Genomic DNA, 26667 nt, shown 5'->3' with positions numbered 1-26667 from the left:
CGCTTGCCGCAGCGTCGCGACCAATAAAAAAGCAAGGCTCGTAAGCCTTGCTTGAGAACGTCTGAATGTTATCGCCAACTGTTGTGTGAGTCTTGTGCCGTTCCCGGCTGCTCGGTTGGCTTATCCTCCCAAGACTCGGGCCCGTGCGCGGCGCCGTTCCATCGTCGCCTCCGCAAGCGCGAGGCCGGTTATAGGAAGAAGAATTCGCGGTGTCACCACCCCCGGAGAACCAAATTGCGTTTTTTTGCATGACGGAGCGGAGCTTCTCTCCGCCTGTTCTGGAGGCAGGCCTGCAAAGCATGCAGGCCGCCCGCCGGCGCGGCCACGGTCGTGCCGCGCACGGACGATGCGCGGCCCACCGGTATGGGCTATAGCCCTCGTCCGGCCTCGCGCGTTTCCTCGTCCGGGCCGACCGTCCGCTCCCCACCTGTCAGGGTCGATTCATGCGTCTCAGCCGCTACTTCCTGCCCATCCTGCGCGAGACGCCCAAGGAAGCCGAGATCGTCTCCCACCGCCTGATGCTGCGGGCCGGCATGATCCGGCAGGAATCGGCCGGCATCTATGCGTGGCTGCCGCTCGGCCTGCGGGTGCTCAACCGGGTCAACGCGGTGATCCGCGCCGAGCAGGAGCGCAGCGGCGCCATCGAGATCCTGATGCCGACGATCCAGTCGGCCGACCTGTGGCGCGAATCCGGTCGTTACGACGCCTACGGCAAGGAGATGCTGCGCCTGCGCGACCGCCACGAGCGCGACATGCTGTTCGGGCCGACCAACGAGGAGATGGTCACCGGGATCTTCCGCTCGGCGGTGCGCTCGTACAAGGACCTGCCGAAGAACCTCTACCACATCCAGTGGAAGTTCCGCGACGAGGTCCGGCCGCGCTTCGGCGTGATGCGCTCGCGCGAGTTCCTGATGAAGGACGCCTATTCCTTCGACCTCGATCAGGCCGGGGCGCGGCACTCCTACAACAGGATGTTCGTCGCCTACCTGCGCACCTTCGCGCGGCTCGGCCTCAAGGCGATCCCGATGCGGGCCGAGACCGGGCCGATCGGCGGCGACCTCAGCCACGAGTTCATCATCCTGGCCCAGACCGGCGAGAGCGAGGTGTTCTGCGACCAGGCCTTCCTCGACTTCGAGATCCCGCCCGCGACCACCGATTTCGACGACGTCGCCGGGCTCCAGGCCACCGTCGACCACTGGACCTCGCGCTACGCCGCCACCTCCGAGATGCACGACGCCGCCGCCTTCGCGGAGGTGCCGGAGCCGGCCCGGATGGCCGCCCGCGGCATCGAGGTCGGCCACATCTTCTATTTCGGCACCAAGTACTCCGAGCCGATGGGCGCCAAGGTCAGCGGGCCGGACGGCGTCGAGCGCCCGGTCCACATGGGCTCCTACGGCATCGGGCCGAGCCGCCTCGTCGCGGCGATCATCGAGGCGAGCCACGACGAGGCCGGCATCGTGTGGCCCGATTCGGTCGCGCCGTTCGACGTCGGCCTGCTCAACCTCAAGGCCGGCGACGGCGCCACCGACGCCGCCTGCGCGTCGATCCAGGCCGAGCTGGAGGAGGCCGGCCTCTCGGTGCTGTACGACGACCGGGACGAGCGCCCGGGCGCCAAGTTCGCCACCGCCGACCTCATCGGCCTGCCCTGGCAGGTCGTGGTCGGCCCCAAGGGCCTCGCCGAGGGCAAGGTCGAGCTGAAGCGCCGCGCCACCGGTGCGCGCGAGACCCTGGCCCCGGCGGAGCTGCTCGCCCGCCTGCGCCAGGGCCGCACCTGAGGTCGGCATGGCCATCGGAGCCCTGAACCGGGCGCTGCGGCCCGGCCGGTCCGGCACGCTGCCCTTCGCGCCCTACGAGTGGAGCATCGCCGGGCGCTACCTGCGCACCCGGCGCAAGGAGGGCTTCGTCTCGGTCATCGCGCTGTTCTCGTTCCTCGGCATCATGCTCGGGGTCGCGACGCTCATCATCGTGCTGTCGGTGATGAACGGCTTTCGCAAGGAGCTGCTGTCGAAGATCGTCGGCATCAACGGCCACATCTTCGTGGCGCCGATCGACCGGCCGCTGACCGACTTCGCCGACCTGTCGGAGCGCCTCGGCAAGGTCGCGGGCGTCACCCTGGCCCTGCCGATGGTCGAGGGGCAGGCCTTCGCGTCCTCGCCCTACAACGGCTCGGGCGTGCTCGTGCGCGGCGTGCGCGCCGAGGACCTGCGCCACATCCCCTCGGTCGCCGGCAACATCCGGGGCGGCTCCCTCGACACCTTCGATTCCGGCGGCGGGGTCGCCATCGGCCGGCGGCTCGCCGACTCGCTCGGGCTGCAGGCCGGCGACACCCTTACCCTTGCCACCCCGAAGGGCGCCACGACCCCGTTCGGCACCGCGCCGCGGATCAAGGGCTACCCGGTCGCGGCGGTGTTCGAGGTCGGCATGTCGGAGTTCGACGCCACCTTCGTCTACATGCCGCTGTCGGAGGCGCAGGCGTTCTTCAACCGCGACAACGACGTCTCGGTGATCGAGGTCTTCCTCGACGACGCCGACCAGGTCGGCGAGGTCCGCGCCGCCCTCGAACTCGCCGCCGAGCGGCCGGTCCTGCTCACCGACTGGCGCCAGCGCAACCGCACCTTCTTCTCGGCGCTCGAAGTCGAGCGCAACGTGATGTTCATCATCCTGACCCTGATCGTGCTGGTGGCGGCGCTCAACATCGTGTCGGGCCTCATCATGCTGGTGAAGGACAAGTCGAGCGACATCGCGATCCTGCGCACCATGGGGGCGACCCGCGGGGCGATCATGCGGGTCTTCCTCATCACCGGAGCGTCGATCGGCATCGTCGGGACGCTCGCAGGCTTCGTCCTCGGGCTGGTGTTCTCGTCCAACCTGACGGCGATCCAGCGCACGCTGTTTCCCGGCGCCTGGGATCCGACCGTGCGGTTCCTGTCGGAGATCCCGTCGGAGACCAATGCCAGCGAGGTCGTGGCGGTCGTCGCGATGTCGATGGTGCTGTCGCTGCTCGCGACGCTCTACCCGTCCTGGCGCGCGGCGCGGCTCGACCCGGTCCAGGCTCTGCGCTACGGCTGATGGCTGACGCGCGCGCCGGTTGCAGGCGGCCGGCCGCGCCCGAGTTCGAGTTCCCGATGCCCCTCCGCACTCCCGATTCGTCTCCCCGCCGCGCGCCGGCCGCCCTCGCCCCCCGCGGCTGACGGCCCGATGGACGCCTCCCCGCACCAGCCGGTCCCGGCTTTGTTCCTGTCGCGCGTCGAGCGGCGCTACCCGCAGGGCGAGGGCAGCCTCGAGATCCTGCGCGGCGCCGACCTCGCGATCTGGCCCGGCGAGATCGTCGCCCTGGTGGCGCCCTCGGGCACCGGCAAGTCGACCCTGCTCCACGTCGCGGGACTGCTGGAGCGCCCGGACGGCGGCGAGGTCTATGTCGGCGGCCAGCCGAGCGCCCGGATGGACGACGCCGCCCGCACCCGCATCCGCCGCGAGGAAATGGGCTTCGTCTACCAGTCGCACCACCTGCTGCCGGAATTCTCGGCGCTGGAGAACGTGGTGCTGCCCCAGCGCATCCGCGGCCTGCCGGCGGGCGAGGCCCGCTCCCGCGCCGCCGAGCTGCTCACCTTCCTGGGTCTCAAGGACCGGCTGTCGCATCGGCCGGCGGAGCTGTCGGGCGGCGAGCAGCAGCGCGTCGCCATCGCGCGGGCGGTCGCCAACGGCCCGCGCCTGCTGCTCGCCGACGAGCCGACCGGCAACCTCGATCCGCAGACCGCGGGGCGGGTGTTCGGGATCCTGGTCTCGCTGGTGCGGGCCTCCGGCGTCGCCGCGCTGATCGCCACCCACAACCTCGACCTCGCCGCCCGCATGGACCGCCGGGTGACGATCCAGGACGGGCTGATCGTGCAACTGCCCTGAGGACGTTTCATACGGGTTCCGATCGATGGCTTCTGGCGCCCCCTGCGGGATCGCTCCTTGATGTGGAAGCCGGCGTCGCCGTCCCTCGCAGAAGAGACCGGGTGGCGGTCGTTTGCACCCGTCGAAGGCGACTTTCGGAGTAGCGCAGGTCTCCCTCTCCCGGGTGGGAGAGGGGATCCCGCGCTCCAAAAATATACCGTGAGATCAATAGCTTGTAGCCGGTTTCCATTCAAGCGTCCCGCGGCGCCGACGCCTTCGGCCGGTCGTCCCCGGCGCCCGAGGCGCTAAGCGCATCCGCCAGCCGGTCGGCGGCGGCGCGGTCGAGGCCGACCTGGAGCACGTCGTCGAGAATCGCGGTCTGGCCCGAGCGCAGGTCGTAGACCGTCCAACCGTGCCGGTCGCGGCGGGTGTCGTACCGGACGAGGGTCGCTCCGGCTGCCATGGAGTGCTTCCTTGTGAACTGCCCCGCAGCCTAGCCAGTCTCGCGGGAGGCCCCGGTGCTCCGCCGCACATCGGGGATCGCCGCACTTGATCCGGCCCCGGGGATGCCGCATGCCGGGCTGCCGTCGTTCCGGGTCGCGCATGCAGGATCGTCCGCCTCGCCTCGACACTCCGCCCGCGCTCCGCGGGGGCTGCGCCGTGCGGCTGCGGCCGTCCGCGCCGGGGCGGGGCTGATGACGCGGCTCGCCGACGACTGTTTCACCGCCCCGGACGCGGTGCTCTCCGTCGAGGCGGCGGCCGCGCTGATCGCCGGGCAGGTGCCGGTGGTGGCCGGCCCCGAGACCGTGCCCCTCGCGCAGGGCGACGGGCGCGTCGCCGCGGCCGACGTGATCGCCGCCCACGCCCTGCCGCCGTTCGACAATTCCGCCGTCGACGGCTACGCGCTGCGCACCCGCGATCTCGCGCCGGACGGCCCGACGCGGCTGCCGGTCGCCGGCCGCCTTCCCGCGGGGACCGCGCCGGCCGTGCTGGCGCCGGGAACCGCCTGCCGCATCTTCACCGGCGCGCCGATTCCCGCCGGCGCCGACGCGGTGGTGATGCAGGAGGATGCGCGTCCCGGCGACGGATTCGTCACGGTGCCGCCGGGCCTCGTGCCGGGTGCCAACCGGCGGCGTGCCGGCGAGGATCTGCCGGCGGGGGCGGTGGTGATCCCGGCCGGACGGCGCCTCGGTCCCGCGGATCTGGCGCTGGCCGCCGCGGCGGGGCATGGCAGCCTCGTCGTGCGCCGGCGCCTGCGCGTCGCGCTGTTCTCGACCGGCGACGAGCTCAGGGAGCCCGGCACGCCGCTCGGCCCGGGCGCCATCGCGGATTCGAACCGCGTGCTCCTCGCCGCGCTGCTGCGCCGGCTCGGCGCCGCGGTGAGCGACCTCGGCATCCTGCGCGACGACCCGGCCGCGCTGCCCGGGCGCCTGCGGGCGGCCGCGCGAGACCATGACGTGGTGCTCACCTCCGGCGGCGTCTCGGTGGGGGAGGAGGACCACGTCAAGGCGGCGGTCGCGGCGACCGGCCGGCTGACGCTGTGGCGGGTCGCGATCAAGCCGGGGCGGCCGCTGGCGGTCGGAGGGATCGGCGAGGCCGCCTTCGTCGGGCTGCCCGGCAATCCCGTCGCGGCCTACGTCACGCTGCTCGTCGTGGTGCGGCCGCTGCTCGCGCGGCTCGCCGGCGAGGACTACCGTCCGCCGCCGCCCCAGATGGTCCGGGCGGCGTTCTGCCACGACAAGCGCGCCGGGCGGCGGGAATACCTGCGGGTCGGCCTGCGCCGGGCCGGCGACGGCGCCGTCGAGGCCGTTCTCGGGCCGTCCTCCGGGAGCGGCGCCCTCGCGGCGCTCGCCGGCAGCGACGGCCTCGCCGACCTGCCGGAGGCGGCGAGCGCCGTCCGCGAGGGCGATCCGGTCGCGGTCTACCCCCACGCCCTGCTGTGGTGAGGCTCAGCCGGCGTTGCGCCGGGCCCCGGCGGCCGTCCCGCGCTCGTCCAACTGCCGGTCGATCTCGTCGGCGGCGGCGCGCAGTTCCATCGACAGGCGGCGCAGGTCGGGCCAGGGGAGGGAGAGCCGCAGGTTGCGGTGCCAGAGCACGAACGGATTGAGCTGGCGGTCGGCCAGGAGGCGGCCGAAATAGCTGCCGCGGGAGCGGGCGTAGCGATCGACCGTCGCCTCCGCCTCGGCGCTGTCCCGGCGGCGGCCGTGGTCGTGGTAGACCTTCGGGCCGGGCATGATCGCCCCGACATAGCCGCGCTGCGAGGCGAGCTGCGGCGTCAGCAGGCTGCTATTGGCCTCGCTCCCGACCTGGACCGGGCCGCCCACCGCCTTCAGCACCTCGCGCAGGAAGAACATGTTGGCGTTCTGGATCCAGCCCGGCTCGACGACGGTGTTGGCCGGAATCAGGGTCAGGTCGTCGTAGGTCCACCATTGGGTGTTGGCGATCCGGGGATCGGCGTCGGGATCGGCGGGCAGGATCTCGCCGGTGCCGTACTGGAACTGGTTCGGGTCGAAGCGGTCGATCAGCTCGGACAGGTAGGTCGGGTCGAGGACGCAGTCGTCGTCGGTGAAGATCAGCAATTCGCCGCGGGCCAGTTCGACGCCGAGCCTCTGGGCATGGGCGAGGCCGGGCTGGTTGGCGGTCACGTAGGCGACCGGAAACGGGGCGGCGGCGGCGAAGTCGCGCATCACCGCGGCGGTGTCGTCGGAGGAGGCGCCGTCGACCAGGGCGATGTCGGTGCCGTGCGCGAGCAGCGAGGCGACGGGGAGCCGGGCCAGGAACTGGCGCAGGCGGTCGGCGCGGTTGCGCGACGCGATGACGAGGGAGGTGGTGAGCATCGCGGCGATCCGCTCCGATGGGATACGGCGCGACAATCTCGGATCAGGGTTAATGTCGCCTTAAGACGAGGGGGCGGCTCCGCCGGGGCTCCCTGCCAAGTGCCTGAGACGGCGGCCAGTCCCGACCCGCTGGTCCCATGGACCGGCGTGCGTCGGCGCGCCCGGATCATTAAGATCTTTCGGTTAAGCCTGACGAACGGTTGTCATCCCGGGGTATCGGCGTGTCCCTTCGTCTCAACCTTGCCATCGGCGCCCTTTCGTCGTTCGGCCTCGTCGCCGTCTGCACCGTCTCGGCGGCCCGGCTCGACTACGCGCCCGACCCGGCTCAGGCGCGACAGGCGCCCGTGGCCGCCGTCGCGGTCGACGAACCGGCCGCCACGGGGGCGATCGCGCCGGTGGCGGCCGTGCCGGCGAAGCCGGCGGCCAAGCCCGCCCGGGCCAAGGCCGAGGCGAAGCCGGAGACCGGTCTCGATTCCGAGCGACTCGCGGCGCTGCTCAGCAGCGCGCCGATCGGGACCGTCAAGCCGGCCCGCCGGCCGTAGAGCGACCGGCGCACTCGACTGCTGCGTGCTTTTCCACACGCAACGGCTGCGGTTCCACGAAACCTTCCGCGCGTCTCCGCGTCTTCTAGGAACGGCCCGCCCCGGGCCCGACCAGAGCGAAAGAGGGACGACCCATGAAACTGCTCAGCGCTGCTCTCCTGGCCACCGCCGTGACCGTGCTGGCCGCCCCGGCCTTCGCCCAGGGCGGCTCGCCCTACAACCGTTCCGGCTCGCAGGCGGGTGGTCCGCTCGGCGGCATGGAGCGCCGGATGGGCGAGCCGACCCCCGCGCCGATGGCCGTGCGCCCGATGAAGCGTCACCGCGCCTACGCGCCGAAGACCCGTCATCACCGTTACCGCGCCCACTGATACGACTTTCGGACGATCCGTTCCGAAAACCGTCTCGACGCCCGCGCGGCGCCTGATTTTCTTCATGTTCAAACCCGGCCGACATCCCGTCGGCCGGGTTTTTCGCGACCGGACCGGCGCGGCCCCGTCGCTCAGTCGATCCGCGACAGGGACGACAGCGCGACGGGGCCGTCCGGCCCGGCGAAGCGCGGCTCCGCGCCGTTTCCGTCCTGCGCGATCCCGGTGATGCGGTGATCGGCGCTGTCGTAGCTCTCGCGGCGCCCGTTCCGTTCGACGAGAAGCCGTCGCTTCTCCGGGAAGAACGCATAGCGTAGCCCGTTCTGGGAGCCGCTCGACGACGGTGAGCCGAGATCCTCCGGCCACCATGCCGGGGCCGACTCCATCGGTTCCATGGGCTTCATCGGCTCCATGGGTTTCATCGGTTCCATGGGCTTCATCGGTTCCACGAGGGTCCTCCCGGGTGCCGGTCCGCGGCGGCTCGCCCGCCGACTACGGTTTCGCGTGGATCGACCACGCGCCGTCGCGGCTCGTCCTCGATGCGAGCGAATGCGCCAGCTTGAAGATCAGACCTCGAAACATCGCCGCTCCTCCTGATCGCGTGGATGATGATTGCATCGACAACGCGCGATCGGGCCGGGAAGGTTCCGCGGGTCGGCGGGTCAGGGATGGCTGGCCTGCCAGAGCAGGGTCGCGATGGCCGCGAGCAGGCCGAGCCACATCACGACGACGAACGGGATCGGCGCCCGGCGCAGCCGCCGGTTGTCGTTGCCCGGGCGGGGCGGCCGCGTCCTGGCGATCCGATAGCCATAGACGACCTTCGCGGTTCGTCCGGTCCGGAAGGTGGGTGACTGGCGCGGCTCGGGCATGCCGAAGTGTAGGATTTGGCGCCTCCGACGGAAAGCGAAATCAACAGCGCGTCACACCGGGCGGCACGGCCGGCGGCCGGGAGGCCGGTTGCGGTCGATCCAGTGCGGGCTGAGGATGTCGCCGTCCTCGGTGACGATCCACGGCAGGGCGTCGGGGTCGGCGGTCAGGTCGCGGGCCGCCGCGAGCGCCTCGCGCAGCGTCGGGTAGATCCGGGCTCCGGCCGGGGCGGGACCGCTCCCGCCGCGCCAGATCACGAGTTCGGCTGGACGCTCCATCGGTGACATCGGTCTCGCCTCCGCAGAATCAGCGGGGACGATGATGGCGCGGCCGCGGTGACGGATTCCTGTCCGCACCATTGCGGTTCCGTCATCCGGCCCTCCTCGTCTCAGGTCTGCGACGGCACTTCCTCGCGGTGGGGGCGCAGCTCCGGGGCGCCCTGCTCCGGCTCGGCCTCCTCGACCGGCGCCGTCCGGCTCTCGGCCCGGGTGGTGTCGATGAACAGCCGCGCCTCGCCCTCGCTGAGGCCCAGGCTGCGCAGGGCGTAGAGCGCCATCCCGAAGCCGAGCTCCCGCTCGGCCATCAGCACCAGCCCGACGCCGTCCTGCTCCAGGTGCCGGCGCTCGAGGTCGCTGTGGGTGCGGATCACCGTGTCGATGCCGGAATTGGCCTCCCGGGCGATGGCGATGAGGCGGCGGGCCTGATGCGCGTCCGGGCTCGCCACCACGAGGAGCCGCGCCGCCGCGATGCCGGCCGCGTCGAGGATGCCGGGGGCGCCGGCATCGCCGAACACCGCGGTGAGCCCGGCCGCGCGCAGCTCCTCGACCCGGCGACGGTCGCGCTCGACCACCACGAAGGGCAGGTCCCAGGCTTCGAGCGCCTTGCCGATGCTGCTGCCGACCCGGCCGTAGCCGACGACCACCGCGTGACCGCGAGGCCGGGACGCGCCCTCGGCCAGGATCGGGACGGCGCCGGCGCCGCGCCGCTCGAAGCGGGCGGCGAGGGAGGGACGCCGCGCCATGGCGCCGATCAGCCGCTCGACGCCGGCGAAGAACAGCGGGTTCAGGGTGATCGACAGCAGCGAGCCGGCGAGGATGAGGTCGCGGCCCTGCTCGGGCAGCAGCTTGAGGCCGATGCCGAGCCCGACCAGGATGAACGAGAACTCGCCGATCTGGGCGAGGCTCGCCGCGATGGTGAGCGCCGTCCCGAGCGGGTGCCGGAAGGCCAGCACGATCGCGACCGCGGCGATCGACTTGCCGACCAGGATGACGCCGAGGACCGCCAGGACCGAGAGGGGCGCCCGGACCAGGATGCCGGGATCGAACAGCATGCCGACCGAGACGAAGAACAGGACCGCGAAGGCGTCCTGGAGCGGCAGCGAATCCGCCGCGGCCTGATGGCTGAGGTCGGATTCGGCCAGCACCATCCCGGCGAAGAAGGCACCGAGCGCGAACGAGACTCCGAACAGCTCGGCCGAGCCGTAGGCGATGCCGAGGGCGAGGGCGAGCACCGCGAGGGTGAACAGCTCGCGCGAGCCGGTCCGGGCGGCCTGGTCGAGGAGCCACGGCACCACCCGGCGCCCGCCGATCAGCATCAGGGCGGCGAAGGCCGCGACCTTGGCGACGGTGAGCCCAAGGGTGAGCCAGAGCGAGCCGCCGCCGGCGGCATGGGCGAGCCCGGCGCTCTCGCCGCCGAGCGGCCCGGCCAGGGCCGGCAGCAGCACGAGCGTCAGCACCATCGCCAGATCCTCGACGATGAGCCAGCCGACGGCGATGCGGCCCTTGTCGGAATCGAGCAGGCCGCGCTCCTCGAGCGCCCGCAGCAGCACCACCGTCGAGGCGACCGAGAGGGCGAGGCCGAAGACCAGGCCGGCCCCGAGGCCCCAGCCCCAGGCGAAGCTGAGGCCGACGCCCATCAGCGTCGCGACGACGATCTGCACCACCGCCCCCGGCAGGGCGATGCTGCGCACCGCCATCAGGTCGCCGATGGAGAAATGCAGGCCGACGCCGAACATCAGCAGGATCACGCCGACCTCCGCGAGCTGCGAGGCCAATTCACCGTTGCCGACGAATCCGGGCGTGTAGGGACCGACCGCGATGCCGGCGACGAGGTAGCCGACGAGCGGCGGCAGCCGCAGGCGTTGCGCCAGCATCCCGCCGATGAACGCGAAGACGAGGCCCAGGGCGATGATGGCGATCAGCTCGGAAGCGTGCGGCACGGTGTCGATGACCTCCAGGGGCGCGAATGGGACGGCGCGGCGCGCGGCAGCGCGCCCATCACGTCAATCCACGAACGCCGTCCTGGTGCACGGATACGATGACGAGAGCTTCACGCGACCGACGCGAGTCGCGACCCTAGCAGATGTCGGACGGGTCCGCGGTGCCTCACCGCACCTGACCGGACGATTTGCGCGGACGATCGCGCGGCCCGGTCGGCGTCAGGACCAGGGCCGGGAGCGGGGCAGGAGCGCCCGCGCGGGGCCCGGACGGCCGGGCCGCCAGGGAGCCGGTCGCCAGGGAGCCGGTCGCCAGGGAGCCGGTCGCCAGGGAGCCGGTCGCCAAGCGGCCGGGCGAGCCGCCATCAGGATGACCACCGCGCCGAGCACGCCGGAGGTCATCACCAGGATCTCCGCCGACATCATCCGACCTGCCCTGCGCTTCGTCGATCCGCGACCGCGATCCGGGACCGGGCGACCCGGTTGCCGCTCCGGCGGATGCGCTCTAGCTCGCCGGTGGGAGGATCCACCATGTGACATCCCGCCATGAGGCAGCGTGTCCCCGCGGCCCGGCCGGTTCGTCTGGCGTCGCGCGCCCGGATGCGGCATCAGCGGGCGCCGGAGGTTCGAGACGGGACCCCGTCACCGGAGGGAGAGTTGATGAACAGATTCCTGGCCGCAGGCCTCGCCGCATTCGGCTCGCTCCTGCCGGTGGCCGCGCAGGCCGCGCCCCGCGACCCGGGCGGCGTCTGGCTCACCGAGGACGGCCGCGCCCGGATCCGCATCGAGAAGTGCCCCGGCCGGGCCGACCGCGTCTGCGGCTACGTGGTCTGGCTGAAGACCCCCAACGACGACAAGGGCCAGCCGCGGGTCGACTTCCGCAACACCGACCCCAAGAAGCGCACGCGGCCCTCCCTCGGCCATCAGCTCATCATGGGGCTCAGGCCCAATGCCGAGGACCGTCACGAGGGCCAGATCTACAACTCGGAGGACGGCAAGAACTACGACGTGTCGATCTGGATCGAGGAGCCGAACGCGCTCAACGTGCGCGGCTGCCTGCTCGGCTTCCTGTGCGGCTCGCAGACCTGGACCCGGGTGACCGACGTCCTGCCCGGCCAGCTCACCGGCCCGACCAACGGCCCCGGTGGGCCGTCGGCCGACCCGGAATGGGCCCCGAAGACCGCCCCGGCGGCGCCGGCGAAGCCGCCCGCCGCGGCACGCGACGCGCCCAGGCCCTGATCCCCGGTCCGGAGCCGACCCGGCGGGCGCTCCCCGGCCGCCGGGCATCGCAGCCGCCGTCGCGCGCCGGCATTGCAACCACGATGTCTGATCGACAACCTGTAAGTGGCAGTGGTGTTGCCTCGGCGCAACCATTTTGACACGGCGGGTCTACGGAAGACTTGAAACAATATTGACATATTCGGGCTTTCCCTCAGCATGCAAAACAGTTTTGCAGCAGGGCGGGACGATGAGCACCTCCGACGACGGCACGAATGCGGGTTTGATCGATCTGTCCGCGGGGATCGTGGCAGCCTACGTGTCGAGGAATTCCATCCCGATCGGCGATCTCGGAGCCCTGATCGCTTCGGTCCACGGCTCGCTGGAGAAGCTTGCGTCCCCTCCGGCTCCCGAGCCCGAGAAGCCGACGCCGCCGGTCCCGATCCGCAGGACGGTGACGCCGGACCACATCATCAGCCTCGAGGACGGCAAGCCGTACAAGTCGCTCAAGCGCCACCTCGCCGGTCGCGGCCTCACCCCCGACCAGTACCGCCAGAAGTGGGGCCTGCCGCACGACTACCCGATGGTCGCGGCGAGTTACGCCGCCCAGCGCTCCGAGCTCGCCAAGAGCCTCGGCCTCGGGCAGATCCGCCGCAACCGGGCGGTGGCTCCTGCGCCCGCCCCCGAGCCCGCCAAGCCGGCGCGCCGCGGCAAGGCCCGGGCCGAGGCCTGAACCCCGTCCGTCCGGAGCCGCTCGGCTCCGGACACCCCTCCGCTTCCCGGCCGCCGGCCGGCCATCGAGCGGGAGGACGGCCTCGCTCCCCGGCAAACCGGGTGGAGCGGCTTTCGCACGGTCCTTCCCTCGTATCATCAGCCCGCGCGGTGGAGCCGAAGGCTCCACACACCTGAGCGAAGCCGATTTTCGCATCGCGAAGCGATCGATCGGAAATCGTATCGAAGCTCGCGCGGCGTCTGAGCGAAGCCGATTTTCGCATCGCGAAGCGATCAATCGAAAATCGTATGAGGCCGCCACCGCCGGCCGCATGCGCCGGCTGGTCGCGCCCGGCGAGGCCGGCGGCCCCGGTGCGACCCTCGTCCCCGAGGCTCCCGCGCAGCAGGCGCGTGCGCGTCCGGCCGTTCTTCCACGCGCGGACCCGGCGATCCGGCGCTGATGCTGCGGGCCGTCGAGATCGGCGGGATGTCGCTGCGGAAAGCGTCTCATGGTAGCCTGCACGGGGAGGAGCCTGCCATGACGGATGAGGAATTCGCGGTCGTCGCCGAGCTTACGGCCCGGGTGAACGCCCTCGACTTCGTCCTGCACTCGATCATCCTCGAACTGGGCGACAGGAATCCCGGCTGCCGGGACGACCTGCGCGAACGGGTCGAGCGCTGTGCGGCCCAGCTCAAGGATGTCGACGATCCCGGGGCCGACATGCGGCGGAAGACCATCGAGTATGCCCGCGCGATGCTGGCACCGTGAGATGTCCGGGATCGACCAGCGCCCGGGTCGTGCGCGGGCCGAGTTTTCTCGGAATCGGACATAACAGGACTGTTCACGTCTGAAGAAATATGCCTCATGGCTCGACCGCTCGCGCGAGACGGGCGGACTGCATTGCGGAGGCCCACGATGGCGACGCCGTCCACATCGGATTTCCTGAACGCGGCCAATTTCGCCTACGGACGGGACGCCACTCTTCCGACCGGCCTCACCCAGTTCACCACCGCGGACGGCCGGCCCTTCGAGCTGCGGGACAACGCGACCGGCTTCTTCGGCACGGCGCTGCAGACCTCCGACGGCTCGATCATCGTCGCCTTCGAGGGCACCGACATCGGCGACTTCGAGGACAATCCGCAGTTCGTCGTGGCCCAGGTGCTGGCGGACCTCGCGATCTACCGGGGGCAGTTGCCCGCGACCCACCTCCAGGCGGCGGACTTCGCCCGCAGCGTCGTCGCGGCGGCGGGAGCCAACCCGGTCTATCTCTCCGGCCACTCCCTCGGCGGCGGCGAGGCGCTGTACGCCGCGGCCGTCACCGGCCTCGGCGGGCAGACCTACGGCGCCCCGGGCATCCCCGCGACCGTGATTCCCTCGGGCAGCGTGTCGGGGCTGACCAACTACGTCGAGTACGGCGACCCGGTCGGCAATTACAGCTTCACGCCGGTCAACGTCCTGGGCGACTTCCTCTACAGCGACCAGATCGTGCGCTTCGGCGATCCGACCTATGTCGGCGACCCGCTCGACGCGCTCGAACTCATCGCCGCCGGGCAGGCCTTCGCCCCCGGCACCTCCGACGAGGTCAGGCTCGCCGGTCTCGCCGTGCTCGCCAACAACTTCGCCACGATCCACCCCCTGACCGTCTATGCCGGCGACCTCGGCGTGACGATCTCGGGCAACCCGGCGGGCGGTCTCGACGACCTGTCGCTGGCCGACGTCCAGGCCATCCTGACCAGCATCCAGCAGGACGGGATCCCGGTCTCGGGCGGCATCGGCGCCGACGCGCTGACCGGCTCGGCGGCCAACGACGCGGTGCGCGGAGGCGCCGGCAACGACACGCTGTCGGGACAGGCGGGCGACGACAAGCTGTTCGCCGGGGCCGGCGACGATCAGGCGTTCGGCCAGGACGGCACCGATTCGGTGCAGGGCGGCGCCGGCAACGACTTCGGCTCGGGCGGGTGGGGCAGCGACACGGTGCTCGGCGAGGCCGGCAACGACCTGCTGTTCGGCGACGACGACGACGATCTCGTCGACGGCAACGACGGCGACGACCTCGTCTACGGCGGCACCGGCACCGACACCGTCTACGGCAGCGCCGGGAACGATCAGGTCTACGGCGAGCAAGGCGACGACTTCGTCGGCACCGGCTCGGGCAACGATTTCGGCTCGGGCGGGTGGGGCAACGACGAGGTGCACGGCGAGCAGGGCAACGACCTGCTGTTCGGCGACGACGGCAACGACGGCGTCTACGGCGAGGACGGCGACGACCTCGTCTATGGCGGTACCGGCAACGATTACGTCACCGGCGACGCCGGCAACGACCGGATCTTCGGCGAGGACGGCAACGACGGGCTCTCGGGCGGGGCCGGCGACGACACGCTGGAGGGCGGCGCGGGCACCGACCTGTTGTTCGGCAACAGCGGCGACGACGTGCTCACCGGCGGAGCCGGTGCGGACATCTTCGCGTTCGGGCGCGGCGACGGGCGCGACGCGATCCTCGACTTCGTGACCGGCGGTGCCGAGGCCGACGTGATCGCGTTCAACGGCGGAGCCTTTGCCGACTTCGCGGCGCTGCAGGCGGCGAGCCGGCAGGAGGGGTCGGACGTCGTGATCGCCTACGGCACCGACGACGTGCTGACGCTGCGCGGCGTGCAACTCGCCACCCTGTCGGCGGCGAACGTCTCCTTCGCCTGACGCGGGCCATACGATCGGTGCCGCACGGTCTTCGGGCGATCGGGACCGACGACCGTGCGATCAATCGAAAATCGTATCAGTTGCTCACCGGCATGGCCGTCCCTTGCGGATGAAACGGGATCGCGGATTTTCTGCACCCGCTACAGCCATCGAAGACAGTTTTTGTCCTGGCGCGGCTCCCCTCTCCCGAGTGGGAGAGGGGGCGGGGGTGAGGGTGGCTCGGGTTCCGCAATGATTCTGAACCGCCGAGTTGCGCACCTCGACCGTTGTGGCCTGATCCGGCACCGTCTCCACCCTCACCCCTACCCCTCTCCCACCCGGGAGAGGGGATCCCGCGCTTAAACTTTTGACTGCAAAACCAGTCGTTTGCAGCGAGTTTCTATTTAGACGATCGGCACCATTGCTGCCGTCCACGGAAATTCCCCGCCAGGGCCCGGACCGGTCAATCAAATCGCAATGCGCAGTTCCTCATAACGTCCAAGACGTCGCCCTCTGCCGCAACTGCCGGCAACACGGCGCGACGTGGGGGCGTGCATGGCGGCGATCGAGAATTCCAGCTTCCTCGACATGACGGCGTGGCGGCTCACCACCGCGACCACCGTCAAGGACGCCTATAAGCTGCGAGAGGCGGACATCACGGAATCCCCGGCAGGCCAGACGGTGACCGTCGGTCTGATGCTCGAGCGCGCCAACGATCCGACCAGCCTGCTCAAGAAGGATTGGGCCGCGCGCCAGCAGGATCTCGCCGACGAGACACTCTGGACCAAGTACGGTGCCGATCGAGGCACGTACGACACCGTCACCGCGGCGCTTGGCGACCAGGGCATCGAGATCCTGAACGGGACCGCGGGCTGGGTGGGCTCCGCCGAGTCGCGCATGGTCTGGGTGAATCTGTCCGCGGTGGAGTTCAAGTGGCTGTTCGGAACCGAGCTCAAGTACGACAGCGAATACGAAGGCGGATTGTCGTTCTGGGACGGTGATCTGTCGCTCGATCATTCATGGGGCGGCAAGGTCGCGGGGTTGTGGATGGATTTCGGCGAGAAGCCGAAACCCGAGTTCAATCAGCCCGCCGTGTATCTTCCACCGGGACCTCAAAGCCCCGGCAACTCGGCGACGACGGTACTCCCCCAGTATCCGAACATGATCGCCCAGCTCTACGATTTTCCTCTCTCGGCGACCGACGCCCGGACGGCGACGATCGGACTCATGGAGCCGGGCATCGGGATCCCCACCGAGGCCGGGATCGATCCGCGCAGTCCGGCCGCGCGAGAGTCTTTCACCAGCCTGGTCGAAACCTATCGTCAGGGGGCCGGAATCGATGCACCGGCCGACATCTACGTGTCGGTACAGGCGGATCAGGACGACCTGTCGGAAGGAAGCGGTCAGCCCGGATCCGGCGAGATGGCGCTCGACGTCGGCGTGGTGACGCTGGCGGCACCCAACAGCCGGATGGGGATCTATGGCGGCCCGCAGGACGCCTGGACGAAACTGCCGACCTATCAGGCGGCGATCTGGGACACCGACAACGACCCTGCCGTCCTGTCCTCGTCGTTCAACGAGAGCATCCAGCCGGCACCGGATTCTCCCTTCCAGAAGGTCTACGACGAACTCTACGTCGATGCGGCCCTGCGCAACATCAGCTTCATGAAATCGTCGGGCGACACCGGCTCCGCGGGACGAGGGGCCAACGGCGTACCGAACGTGGAAGTGGGAAAGGCAAGCCCTTACGTCGTCGTGGTCGGGGGCACCTCGATCTCCTTGTCCGGGAACGCCGCGACCGATCCGACCCTGGACGCCCTCGTCCAAGGGGCGAAGGCCTCCGACCCCGCCACCCTGAAGCAACTGATCGGCGGCGGCCTCAAGGTTCTTCCGTCCCGTGCCGCGGACGGATCCCTGTTCGTCGAGGTCGCCTGGAACGAGTACACATTGCACGATAAAGAGATGAAGCATGGATATACGGGGAACAACAGCAGCTCCGGCGGTGTCGATCCCCGAGTTCCTGTCCCGGACTATCAATCCGATTACGGCTTGAGTCTGGTCGGGGCCGGGCCGAATGCCGATATCGGCCGTGGCATCCCGGATGTCGCGGCGCTCTCGGATGGCAACACCAAATACACGGTCCCGAGCGCCGACTTCAGTACCACGAACCCCGACGGAGGCACCAGCGCATCGGCCCCGCTCTGGGCAGCACTGACGGCGCAGATCCATACGATCTTCACCGACCAGGGGCTGCCCGGGCTCGGCTACTACAACGACCTGCTCTACATCGCGGCGGCCGTCACCCCGGGCGCGTTCAACGACGTCACTCTCGGCAACAACGTCTCCAGCTACCGGCTCGAGGGTCCCATCACGTCGGAGGGCAAGCAAGACAAGAAAACGCAGATCACGCCGACGGGATACGGCTATGGGGCCGGGCCGGACTACGACCTCGTCACCGGCCTCGGTACGCCCAACGGCCTGCTGCTCGCCCGCAGCCTCACCGCCATCGCCCACGCGCAGATGTCGTCCGATGCGCCCGCGCTGCTCGATCCGGCCGGCTCCGCCAGTGCCGCCGCCCAGCACCTCCTCGTCCAGTCCTCCCTCAAGAACGACCACCACGTCGCCGTCACGGCCGGCGGCACCGCCAACCGGTTCGACGGCACCGCCGCCAGCAGCCTCGCCTGGAGCAGCGCCTTCGCCCAGAAGGCGCTGCAGGCCGACTTCGACCCCGCCCTCGTGCGCCTCTTCGACAGCGCCGCCCAGGGCACCGCCTACGATCTCGGCGTCGCGGACGGCACCAGCCTGAGCGTCTCCGTCCACGAGAGCGCCGCCACCGTCTCGCGCGCCGCCATGACCAGCCCGTTCGGCTTCGTCGACTACGAGGACGCCGACGGCAACGGCCTGCGCCTCGCCCGCGCCGTCGCGGTCGCCCAGACCGCCGGCGGCGCCGACGACCAGCAGGCGGTGGTGCGCCTGCGCCAGAACACCACCGACGAGATGAGCATCGCGTTCTACCGCGTCGACGATCTCGACGGCACCATCGACGGCCTCGCGCCGGGTCAGGCCGGCTACGACGCGGCGGTCACCGGACGGCTCTACACAACGACCACCGGCGGGACTGCGGTGGCAGGACCCGGCTATGGCCTGTACACCCAGGCCCTGCTGTCGGGCGTCGACAACGGCGACCTCATCGCCATGACGGTCACCAGCGGTTTCTACGACAAGACCGTCAGCAGCGTGACGCACGACTACTACGGCTTCTCGGCCGCCAACGAGAGCGCCGGAGGCCGCGGGGTCACGCATCTGTGGAACTACGGCCTCAACACCTGGGGCTGGGAGGGCACCTACGGCGGCGGCGACCTGGACTACAACGACCTCGTGGTCCAGCTCGACTTCACCAGCGCCAGCGGCTCGGGCTGGCTGGTGCAGGATCCCTCGGCCGGCAGTGCGGGGGACGACGCCAGCTACGGCGACGACGGCGCCAATCGGGTCACCGCGGCAGCCGGCGACGACACGGTGTACGGGGCGGCCGGCCGCGACACGCTGTTCGGCGGCACCGGCGACGACCTCGTGTCGGGCCAGGACGGCGACGACTTCGTGGGGGCTGGCGCCGGCAACGACTTCGGCTCGGGCGGGTGGGGCAACGACGAGGTGCACGGCGAGGAGGGCAACGACCTGCTGTTCGGCGACGACGACAACGACGGCGTCTACGGCGAGGACGGCGACGATCTCGTGTACGGCGGCACCGGCGACGATTACGTCACCGGCGACGCCGGCAACGACCGGATCTTCGGCGAGGACGGCAACGACGGGCTCTCGGGCGGGGCCGGCGACGACACGCTGGAGGGCGGCGCGGGCACCGACCTGCTGTTCGGCAACAGCGGCGACGACGTGCTCACCGGCGGTGCCGGTGCGGACATCTTCGCGTTCGGGCGCGGCGACGGGCGCGACGCGATCCTCGACTTCGTGACCGGCGGTGCCGAGGCCGACGTGATCGCGTTCAACGGCGGAGCCTTCGCCGACTTCGCGGCCGTGCAGGCGGCGAGCCGGCAGGAGGGGTCGGACGTGGTGATCGCCTACGGCACCGACGACGTGCTGACGCTGCGCGGCGTGCAACTCGCCACCCTGTCGGCGGCGAACGTCTCCTTCGTCTGACGCGGGCCGGCGGGGCTGGACCGGACCCGGGAGGCGGCCGATAACCGGGCGCCCCCCGACCCGCCGGAGCCCGCCATGACCGCAAAGACCACCCCGAAAGTCGCGATGCTCACCGCCGGCGGACTGGCTCCGTGCCTGTCGGCGGCGGTCGGCGGCCTGATCGGCCGCTACACCGACCTCCACCCCGAGATCGAGCTCATCGGCTACCGCGGCGGCTACAAGGGGCTGCTGCTCGGGGATGCCCTCCCGGTGACGCCGGAGGTGCGGGCGCAGGCGGCGGTGCTGCAACGCCACGGCGGCTCGCCGCTCGGCAACAGCCGGATCAAGCTCACCAACGTCAAGGATTGCGTCAAGCGCGGCCTCGTGCGCGAGGGCCAGGACCCGCTCGCGGTCGCGGCCGAGCAGCTCGCCCGCGACCGGGTGACGATCCTGCACACGATCGGCGGCGACGACACCAACACCACCGCGGCCGACCTCGCCGCCTACCTGGAGCGCAACGGCTACCGCCTCACGGTGGTCGGGCTGCCCAAGACCATCGACAACGACGTGGTGCCGATCCGCCAGACGCTCGGCGCCTGGACCGCCGCCGAGCAGGGTGCGCTCTACGCCGAGAACGTCGTCAACGAGCAGAGCGCCAACCCGCGCATGCTGGTCGTCCACGAGGTGATGGGCCGCAATTGCGGCTGGCTCACCGCCGCGACCGCCCGGGCCTACCGGACCCGCCTCGACCGGCTCGACTTCGTGCCCGCCTTCGGCCTCGACCGCGCCCACAAGGACATTGACGCCGTCTACGTGCCGGAGGTGCCGTTCGACCTCGACGCCGAGGCGGAGCGCCTGCGCGCCCGCCTCGACGCCAAGGACTGCGTCACGATCTTCCTCAGCGAGGGGGCGGGGCTCGACGCGATCGTCGCCGAGATCGAGGGGCGCGGCGAGGTGCTGGCCCGCGACCCCTTCGGCCACGTCAAGATCGACACGGTCAACGTCGGCAAGTGGTTCGCCGACCGGTTCGCGCCGCGCATCGGCGCCGAGAAGACCCTGGTGCAGAAGAGCGGCCATTTCTGCCGCTCGGCGGCGCCGAACGCCGACGACCTGCGGCTGATCCAGGGCATGGTCGACCTCGCGGTCCAGAGCGCGCTCGCGGGCGTCTCCGGCGTGATCGGCCACGACGAGGAGCAGGGCGGGCGCCTGCGGGCGATCGAGTTCCCGCGCATCCGCGGCGGCAAGCCGTTCGACCCAGGTACGCCGTGGTTCGCCGACCTCCTCGACGGGATCGGCCAGCCCCGGGGCTGAACCCGACCTCCTCAATCCGGCACGGTGATCCCCGACAGGTCGTGCGCCGGTTCGGGGAAGCGCGGATCCATCGCCTCCAGGGTGTCGGCGATGGTGCGGGCGACGACGAGGTTGCGGAACCACTTGCGGTTGGCCGGCACCACGTACCAGGGCGCGTGCGCCGTCGAGCACTCGGTCAGCGCGTCCTGGAACGCCGTCTGGTAGGCGTCCCAGGAGCGCCGCTCGACGAGGTCGGACGGGTCGAACTTCCAGTGCTTGGCCGGGTCGGCCAGCCGGCTCTCCAGCCGCTCCTTCTGCTCGTCGCGGGAGATGTGGAGCAGGAACTTCAGCACCACCGTGCCGGAATGGGCGAGCAGGCGCTCGAAGTCGTTGATGAGGCCGTAGCGCGCCCGCCAGACCGGCTCCGGCACGAGGTCCTTGACGCGCACGATCAGCACGTCCTCGTAGTGGCTGCGGTTGAACACCCCGATCATCCCGCGGCCCGGGACGTGGTGGTGGTAGCGCCACAGGAAGTCGTGGTCGAGCTCCTCCTGGCTCGGGGTCTTGAACGACCACACCCGGCAGCCCTGCGGGTTCACCCCCTCGAACACGCTGCGGATCGTGCCGTCCTTGCCGCCGGTGTCGATCGCCTGGAGCACCACCAGCAGGCTGCGGCGGTGCTCGGCGTAGAGCCGCTCCTGCAGGTCGCGGATGCGGACGCGCTCGCGGCCGAGCGCCTCGATCGCCGCCTCCTTGCCGTCCGACGAGGCCGGCCCGTCGGGGTCGATCGCCGCGAGGTCGCACAGGCCCCCGGGCCGGCAGACCACGACGCCGGGAGGGGCCGCGACCTGCGGCCAGCCATGGGCGTCGAGGGCGCCGGGGCTCCCTTTCGCCGAGCGTCCGACCTCGTCCGCCCAGGCGGCGGAGGAGGGGCGGCGATGGAGCGGCGCCGAATCCGGCTTGTGTTTCGCGTGCTTCTTCGACATCGGAACCCGGGGCGCGAGGGACTGGTGACAGCATGCGAGCGACGACGACAGCACGGGGCGGCCGGTCCGCTCGGACCCGCAGCGTTACCACGCCGGCGGACCGATGACCCGTCCGGTGCTCTATTTCGTCCGCCACGGCGAGACCGAGTGGAACGCGCAAGGGCGTCTCCAGGGCCAGCGCGACACGCCCCTCAACGCCCGCGGGATCGGCCAAGCCGCCGAGGCCGGGCGGCGCCTCGGCTACCTCGTCGGCGAGGCCCGCGACCGGCTCGCCTACGTGGCGAGCCCGCTGGAACGCACCCGCCACACCATGGAGGGCCTGCGCACGGCGCTCGGCCTCGATCCGGCCGCCTACGCCACCGACCCGCGCCTCGTCGAGATCGGGTTCGGCGCCTGGGAGGGGCTGACCTGGAGCGGCCTGCGCCGCGACGAGCCCGGCCGGATGGCCGAGCGCGACCGCGACCGCTGGAACTACCGCCCGCCGGGCGAGGAGGCCGAGAGCTACGAGATGGTGCTGGCGCGCCTGCGCCCGGTCCTCGACGGCCTGACCGGACCGACCGTGATGGTGGCCCATGGCGGCGTCGCCCGGGCGGTGATGGTCGGCCTCGGCCTCGTCTCGCGCGAGGAGGCACCCCATCTGGAGATCCTCCAGGGCCGGGTGCTGGTGCTCGACGGCGGCCGGCGCTGGGCCTGAGCGGAGCCGGTTCCCGGATCGCCACGAACCGGCCGCTTTCTCGTCCACGTCCCGGTCCACAGCGGGCGCGATGCCGACAGCTTTTCGCAAGGCCCGACCCGTATCCTCGCCCGGTATCCGCGCCCTGTCCGGCGCCGGGCGCCAGCGGAGCACGCCATGAGTCACACAGCCGGGACCGCCCGCCTGCCGCGCGAGGGACATCCTCCCGGTCCGGCGGTGCTGCGGGGCGAGGCGCGCCCCGACCTGCTGCGCGACGAGGTGCTGGCCGAGATCTTCCGCGCGAGCGCGGGCACGCGCGCCGACCACCCGGCCCTGATCGACGCCGCGAGCGCGGGCCGGACCCTGACCTACCGCGAGGTCGACGCCCGCTCGGACGCGATCGCGGCCGGGCTCGCCGCCCGCGGCATCGGCCCCGGCGACGTGGTCGGGCTGTGGATGGCGCGCTCCCCCGACCTGCTGGTGGCGCAGATCGGCATCACCAAGGCCGGCGCTGCGTGGCTGCCCTTCGACGCCGAGGCGCCGGCCGACCGGGTCGCGGTCTGCCTCGACGACGCCGACGCCAAGGCGCTGATCGTCTCGGCCGCCCTGAAGGACGCCGCACCCGCCGGCCGCGCCGCGGTCCTGACGCCCGACGAGGCCGCCGCGGCCGGGGAGGGCGGGGCGGCGCCGGACCTGCGCGCCGCCGGGCTGACGCGCGAGCACCCGGCCTACCTCATCTACACCTCGGGCTCGACCGGCGTGCCGAAGGGCATCGTCATCAGCCACGCCAACATCTGCCACTTCCTGCGCTCGGCCAACGCGCTCTACGGCATGCGGCCCGACGACGTGGTGTTCCAGGGCGCCTCGGTCGCCTTCGACCTCTCCATGGAGGAGATCTGGGTCCCCTACCTCGTCGGCGCGACCCTGTTCGTGGCGAGCCCCGCGATGATGGGCGACGCCGAGGCGCTGCCCGACATCCTCGACGCGGCCGGGATCACCGTCCTCGACACCGTGCCGACGCTGCTCGGGCTCCTCACCCGCGACGTGCCGAAGCTGCGGCTGATCCTGCTCGGCGGCGAGGCGCTGCCGGCGCCGCTGATCGCCCGCTGGGCCACGCCCGGACGCCAGCTCTTCAACACCTACGGCCCGACCGAGGCGACCGTGGTGGCGACCGCCGCCGAGATGCGCCCGGGCGATCCGGTGACGATCGGCGGCCCGATCGCCAACTACACCGCCTACGTCGCCGACGAGGCCCTGAACCTCGTCGCGCCGGGCGTGCAGGGCGAACTCCTCATCGGCGGCCCCGGCATCGCCAAGGGCTATCTCGCCCGGCCCGAGCTGACGGCGGAAAAATTCGTCGCCAACCCGTATGGCGGCGACGGCTCCGATCCGGTGCTCTACCGCTCCGGCGACGCGGTCTCGCTCGACCCGCAGGGGCGCATCGTCTTCCACGGCCGGATCGACGACCAAGTCAAGATCCGCGGCTTCCGGGTCGAGCTCGGCGAGATCGAGGCGCGGATCCGCGCGCTCGCCGGCATCGCCGGGGCGGCGGTGGTGCTGCGCCAGGACGACGGCCTCGACCGGCTCGTCGCCTTCCTGGTGCCGGAGCGCGGCGCGGTGATCGAGCGGGCGCGCCTGCGCTCGGACCTCGCCGGGACGATGCCGCCCTACATGGTGCCGGGGCATTTCGAGATCGTGTCGGCGCTGCCGGTGCTCGCCGCTTCGGGCAAGGTCGACCGCAAGGCCCTGCGCGCCGCGCCGCTCACCGTGGCCGAGGCCGCGGGCGAGCAGGAGGAGCCGCGCGACGAGACCGAGGCGGCCCTGCTGGTCGCCGCCCAGCGGGTGTTCGGCAACGGGCCGATCCCGTTCGAGGCCGACTTCTTCGCCGATCTCGGCGGGCACTCGCTGCTCGCCGCCCGCTTCGTCTCGGCGGTGCGCGAGGTGCCGGCGCTGGCCTCCATCACGCTTCAGGACGTCTACGGCGCCCGGACGCTCCGGGCGATCGCCGAGGCGCTGATCGCGCGCACCGGCGGCGCCGGGGTCGCGGCGGCCTTGCGCGACCTGTCCTTCGCGGCGCCGCCGCTCCGGCGCCGCTTCCTGTGCGGACTGGCCCAGGCGGCGGTGCTGCCGTTCGTCATCGCGCTCTCCACCGCGCAGTGGCTCGGCATCTTCGTCACCTACCTGCTCATCACCGGCGGCGAACTCGGCTTCTTCGCCGAGATGGCGGTGCTGCTGCTGGTCTATGTCGGGCTCAACACCGTCACGGCCTGCCTCGCCATCGCGGCCAAGTGGCTGATCCTCGGGCGGACCCGCCCCGGGCGCTACCCGCTGTGGGGGACGTACTATTTCCGCTGGTGGCTGACCCAGCGCCTGACGCCGCTCGTCCACGTCAAGTGGCTCCAGGGCTCGCCCTTGATCCGGATCTACCTGCGGCTGCTCGGCGCCAGGATCGGCCGCGACGCGATGATCTCCGACATCGAGGTCGGGGCGCCCGACCTGCTCAGCATCGGCGACGGCGCCTCGCTCGGCGGCCGGCTGGTGGTCTCGAACGCCGAGATCGTCGGCAACGAACTGGTGATCGGCCCGGTCGAGATCGGGGCGGGCGCCGCCATCGGCACGTCCTGCGTCATCGGGCCCGACGCCCGCATCGGCGAGCACGCCGAGATCGCCGACCTGACCACGGTGCCGGGCGGCACGGTGGTCGGCCGGGCCGAGGCCTGGGACGGCTCGCCCGGCCGCAAGGTCGGCGAGGTCGACCCCGCCGCGCACCCGGCACCGCCCGAGGCCTCGCCCGCCCGCCGGGCCGCGTTCCTGGCCGTCTACGCGGCGCTGCTCGCCGCCGTGCCGGCGATCGGCCTGCTGCCGATCTTCCCGGCCTTCTTCGTCCTCGACCAGATCAGCGATTCGCTCGGCGACTTCACCGACGTCGACTATCACTTCTACCTGCCGCTGCTGACCTGGCCGGCCTCGATGCTGATGACCGCCGGCACGGTGCTGCTGATCGCGCTCCTGCGCTGGCTGGTGCTGCCGCGCCTGCGCGAGGGCCGCTACTCGGTCCATAGCGGGCTCTACCTGCGCAAATGGGCGGTGGCGCTCGGCGTCGAGGTGATGCTGGAGACGCTCTCCTCGCTGTTCGCCACCGTCTACATGCGGGCGTGGTACCGGCTGATGGGCGCCGGGATGGGCCGGGGCGCCGAGATCTCGACCAACCTCGCCGGCCGCTACGACCTGTCCGAGATCGGCGCGCGCAACTTCATCGCCGACGAGGTGGTGTACGGCGAGGAGGAGGTCCGCCACGGCGTGATGATCCTGCACCCGGTGCGGACCGGCGAGCGGGTGTTCGTCGGCAACGACGCGGTGGTGCCGCCGGGGGCGGTGATCCCCGACGACGTGCTGATCGGCATCAAGTCGAAGCCGCCGGCCAACGACCGCATGGCGCCGGGCGAGACCTGGTTCGGCTCGCCGCCGATCAGGCTGCCGGCCCGCCAGCGGGTCGATCTCGGCCAGCGCCAGACCTACGAGCCGGGAATCGGGCCGCGGATCGGGCGCGGCGTGTTCGAGGCGTTCACCTCCTCGTTCTCGCCGATGCTGTTCATCACCTTCGCGATCCTGTCGATCGACTTCGTGTTCTACCCCGCGATCCTGGCCGGCGACTGGACCGGGCTGGCGGTCAGCTTCGTGGCGGCGAGCGTCGCCATCGCGCTGCTGCAGACCCTCGTGGTGATCGGGGTTAAGTGGCTGCTGATGGGCGCCTACCGGCCGGGCATGCACCCGATGTGGTCGTGGTGGGCGATGCGGACCGAGGCGGTGGCGGTGATGTACTGGGGGCTCGCCGGCAAGGTGCTGCTGGAGCACCTCACCGGCACGCCGTTCCTGCCCTGGCTGCTGCGCCTGTTCGGCACCAGCACCGGCGAGGGCGTGTGCATGCTGTCGACCGACATCACCGAGTTCGACTGCGTGACGATCGGCGACTTCGCGACCATCAACCGGATGTCGGCGCTCCAGACCCACCTCTACGAGGACCGGATCATGAAGGTCGGCCGGGTCGAGGTCGGCCGCGGCGTCACCGTCGGCGCCTTCGCGACCGTGCTCTACGACACCCAGGTCGGCGACTACGCGCAACTGCGCCCGCTGACGATCGTGATGAAGGGCGAGTCGATCCCCGCCAACACCCAGTGGGAGGGGGCGCCGGCGGTGCCGGTGGTGCACAAGGCGGCGGCGGAGTAGAGGGCGGGCGACCGCGGCGACGCGGGCTCGCACCCCGGCCCGTTCGGAA

Annotated in this window: 21 protein-coding genes; 14 read left to right on the top strand and 7 right to left on the bottom strand. The window is 71.3% G+C overall.

Translation table 11 applies throughout. The features are described from left to right. The first annotated feature begins 443 nt into the window (after nt 1–443). The 3 genes from proS (at nt 444) to EOE48_RS06320 (ending at nt 3900) form a co-directional block, all read left to right on the top strand. On the top strand, nt 444–1775 hold the full coding sequence (gene proS / locus EOE48_RS06330) for a proline--tRNA ligase (protein WP_127727939.1): 1332 nt from the start codon (nt 444–446) through the stop codon (nt 1773–1775). A gap of 7 nt (nt 1776–1782) precedes the next feature. Beyond that, nucleotides 1783–3069, top strand: a complete 1287-nt coding sequence (locus EOE48_RS06325) for a lipoprotein-releasing ABC transporter permease subunit (RefSeq protein ID WP_127727938.1) — start codon at nt 1783–1785, stop codon at nt 3067–3069. 129 nt (nt 3070–3198) lie between these two features. Then, entirely contained in the window at nt 3199–3900 is a 702-nt protein-coding gene (locus tag EOE48_RS06320; RefSeq protein ID WP_127727937.1) for an ABC transporter ATP-binding protein, read from the top strand. A 229-nt stretch (nt 3901–4129) separates the two neighbouring features. Here the strand turns inward: EOE48_RS06320 and EOE48_RS06315 are convergent, their stop codons facing one another. Next, nucleotides 4130–4342, bottom strand: a complete 213-nt coding sequence (locus tag EOE48_RS06315; RefSeq protein WP_127727936.1) for a hypothetical protein — start codon at nt 4340–4342, stop codon at nt 4130–4132. 232 nt (nt 4343–4574) lie between these two features. Between EOE48_RS06315 and EOE48_RS06310 the strand changes: the two genes are divergently transcribed. After that, complete coding sequence (locus EOE48_RS06310) at nt 4575–5825, top strand: molybdopterin molybdotransferase MoeA (protein ID WP_127727935.1); 1251 nt, start codon at nt 4575–4577, stop codon at nt 5823–5825. 3 nt (nt 5826–5828) lie between these two features. Here EOE48_RS06310 and EOE48_RS06305 read toward each other — a convergent pair whose 3' ends face one another. Continuing rightward, entirely contained in the window at nt 5829–6716 is an 888-nt protein-coding gene (locus EOE48_RS06305; protein ID WP_127727934.1) for a glycosyltransferase family A protein, read from the bottom strand. A gap of 221 nt (nt 6717–6937) precedes the next feature. Between EOE48_RS06305 and EOE48_RS06300 the strand changes: the two genes are divergently transcribed. Next, the gene (locus tag EOE48_RS06300) at nt 6938–7258 is read left to right on the top strand and encodes a hypothetical protein (protein WP_127727933.1); all 321 of its coding nucleotides are present in this window, start codon (nt 6938–6940) and stop codon (nt 7256–7258) included. 134 nt (nt 7259–7392) lie between these two features. Beyond that, nucleotides 7393–7626, top strand: a complete 234-nt coding sequence (locus tag EOE48_RS06295; RefSeq protein ID WP_127727932.1) for a hypothetical protein — start codon at nt 7393–7395, stop codon at nt 7624–7626. A gap of 131 nt (nt 7627–7757) precedes the next feature. On the opposite strand, the gene EOE48_RS06290 is transcribed toward EOE48_RS06295, so the two are convergent. The 4 genes from EOE48_RS06290 to EOE48_RS06275 all read right to left on the bottom strand — a co-directional run bounded on the left by EOE48_RS06290 (nt 7758) and on the right by EOE48_RS06275 (nt 10708). Beyond that, nucleotides 7758–8063: a hypothetical protein gene (locus EOE48_RS06290; protein ID WP_246154013.1), complete on the bottom strand. Its 306-nt coding sequence runs from the start codon at nt 8061–8063 to the stop codon at nt 7758–7760. Nucleotides 8064–8285: 222 nt separating this feature from the next. After that, nucleotides 8286–8492 (bottom strand): hypothetical protein, encoded by a 207-nt coding sequence (locus tag EOE48_RS06285; protein WP_127727931.1) that lies wholly within the window; start codon nt 8490–8492, stop codon nt 8286–8288. A 51-nt stretch (nt 8493–8543) separates the two neighbouring features. Continuing rightward, nucleotides 8544–8768: a hypothetical protein gene (locus EOE48_RS06280; RefSeq protein WP_425463628.1), complete on the bottom strand. Its 225-nt coding sequence runs from the start codon at nt 8766–8768 to the stop codon at nt 8544–8546. 110 nt (nt 8769–8878) lie between these two features. Further along, nucleotides 8879–10708, bottom strand: coding sequence for a cation:proton antiporter domain-containing protein (locus tag EOE48_RS06275; protein ID WP_127727929.1), 1830 nt, complete (start codon nt 10706–10708; stop codon nt 8879–8881). A 657-nt stretch (nt 10709–11365) separates the two neighbouring features. On the opposite strand from EOE48_RS06275, the gene EOE48_RS06265 reads away from it, so the two are divergent. The 6 genes from EOE48_RS06265 to EOE48_RS06240 all read left to right on the top strand — a co-directional run bounded on the left by EOE48_RS06265 (nt 11366) and on the right by EOE48_RS06240 (nt 20753). Continuing rightward, a complete protein-coding gene (locus tag EOE48_RS06265) occupies nt 11366–11944 on the top strand; it encodes a DUF2147 domain-containing protein (protein ID WP_127727928.1) in 579 nt (192 codons plus the stop codon). Nucleotides 11945–12173: 229 nt separating this feature from the next. Then, the gene (locus EOE48_RS06260) at nt 12174–12656 is read left to right on the top strand and encodes a Ros/MucR family transcriptional regulator (RefSeq protein ID WP_127727927.1); all 483 of its coding nucleotides are present in this window, start codon (nt 12174–12176) and stop codon (nt 12654–12656) included. 516 nt (nt 12657–13172) lie between these two features. After that, a complete protein-coding gene (locus EOE48_RS06255) occupies nt 13173–13403 on the top strand; it encodes a hypothetical protein (protein ID WP_127727926.1) in 231 nt (76 codons plus the stop codon). Between the two features lie 147 nt (nt 13404–13550). Further along, complete coding sequence (locus tag EOE48_RS06250) at nt 13551–15329, top strand: alpha/beta hydrolase family protein (RefSeq protein WP_246153988.1); 1779 nt, start codon at nt 13551–13553, stop codon at nt 15327–15329. A gap of 534 nt (nt 15330–15863) precedes the next feature. After that, nucleotides 15864–19463 carry a hypothetical protein gene (locus EOE48_RS29740; RefSeq protein ID WP_246153987.1) on the top strand — a complete coding sequence of 1200 codons (3600 nt, stop codon included), beginning with the start codon at nt 15864–15866 and terminating at the stop codon, nt 19461–19463. Between the two features lie 75 nt (nt 19464–19538). Continuing rightward, the gene (locus EOE48_RS06240; RefSeq protein ID WP_127727924.1) at nt 19539–20753 is read left to right on the top strand and encodes a pyrophosphate--fructose-6-phosphate 1-phosphotransferase; all 1215 of its coding nucleotides are present in this window, start codon (nt 19539–19541) and stop codon (nt 20751–20753) included. Between the two features lie 11 nt (nt 20754–20764). On the opposite strand, the gene EOE48_RS06235 is transcribed toward EOE48_RS06240, so the two are convergent. After that, on the bottom strand, nt 20765–21718 hold the full coding sequence (locus EOE48_RS06235) for a polyphosphate kinase 2 family protein (RefSeq protein WP_127727923.1): 954 nt from the start codon (nt 21716–21718) through the stop codon (nt 20765–20767). Nucleotides 21719–21821: 103 nt separating this feature from the next. Between EOE48_RS06235 and EOE48_RS06230 the strand changes: the two genes are divergently transcribed. Together EOE48_RS06230 and EOE48_RS06225 are read left to right on the top strand one after the other, a co-directional pair. After that, nucleotides 21822–22412, top strand: coding sequence for a histidine phosphatase family protein (locus EOE48_RS06230; RefSeq protein ID WP_127727922.1), 591 nt, complete (start codon nt 21822–21824; stop codon nt 22410–22412). Between the two features lie 156 nt (nt 22413–22568). Then, nucleotides 22569–26618 (top strand): Pls/PosA family non-ribosomal peptide synthetase, encoded by a 4050-nt coding sequence (locus EOE48_RS06225; RefSeq protein ID WP_127727921.1) that lies wholly within the window; start codon nt 22569–22571, stop codon nt 26616–26618. The last annotated feature ends 49 nt before the right edge of the window (nt 26619–26667 follow it).

The organism is Methylobacterium oryzihabitans (assembly GCF_004004555.2).
Taxonomy (GTDB): Bacteria; Pseudomonadota; Alphaproteobacteria; order Rhizobiales; family Beijerinckiaceae; genus Methylobacterium; species Methylobacterium oryzihabitans.
Note: the sequence above shows the minus strand (reverse complement) of the source record. Positions and strands in the feature narration are given on the sequence as shown.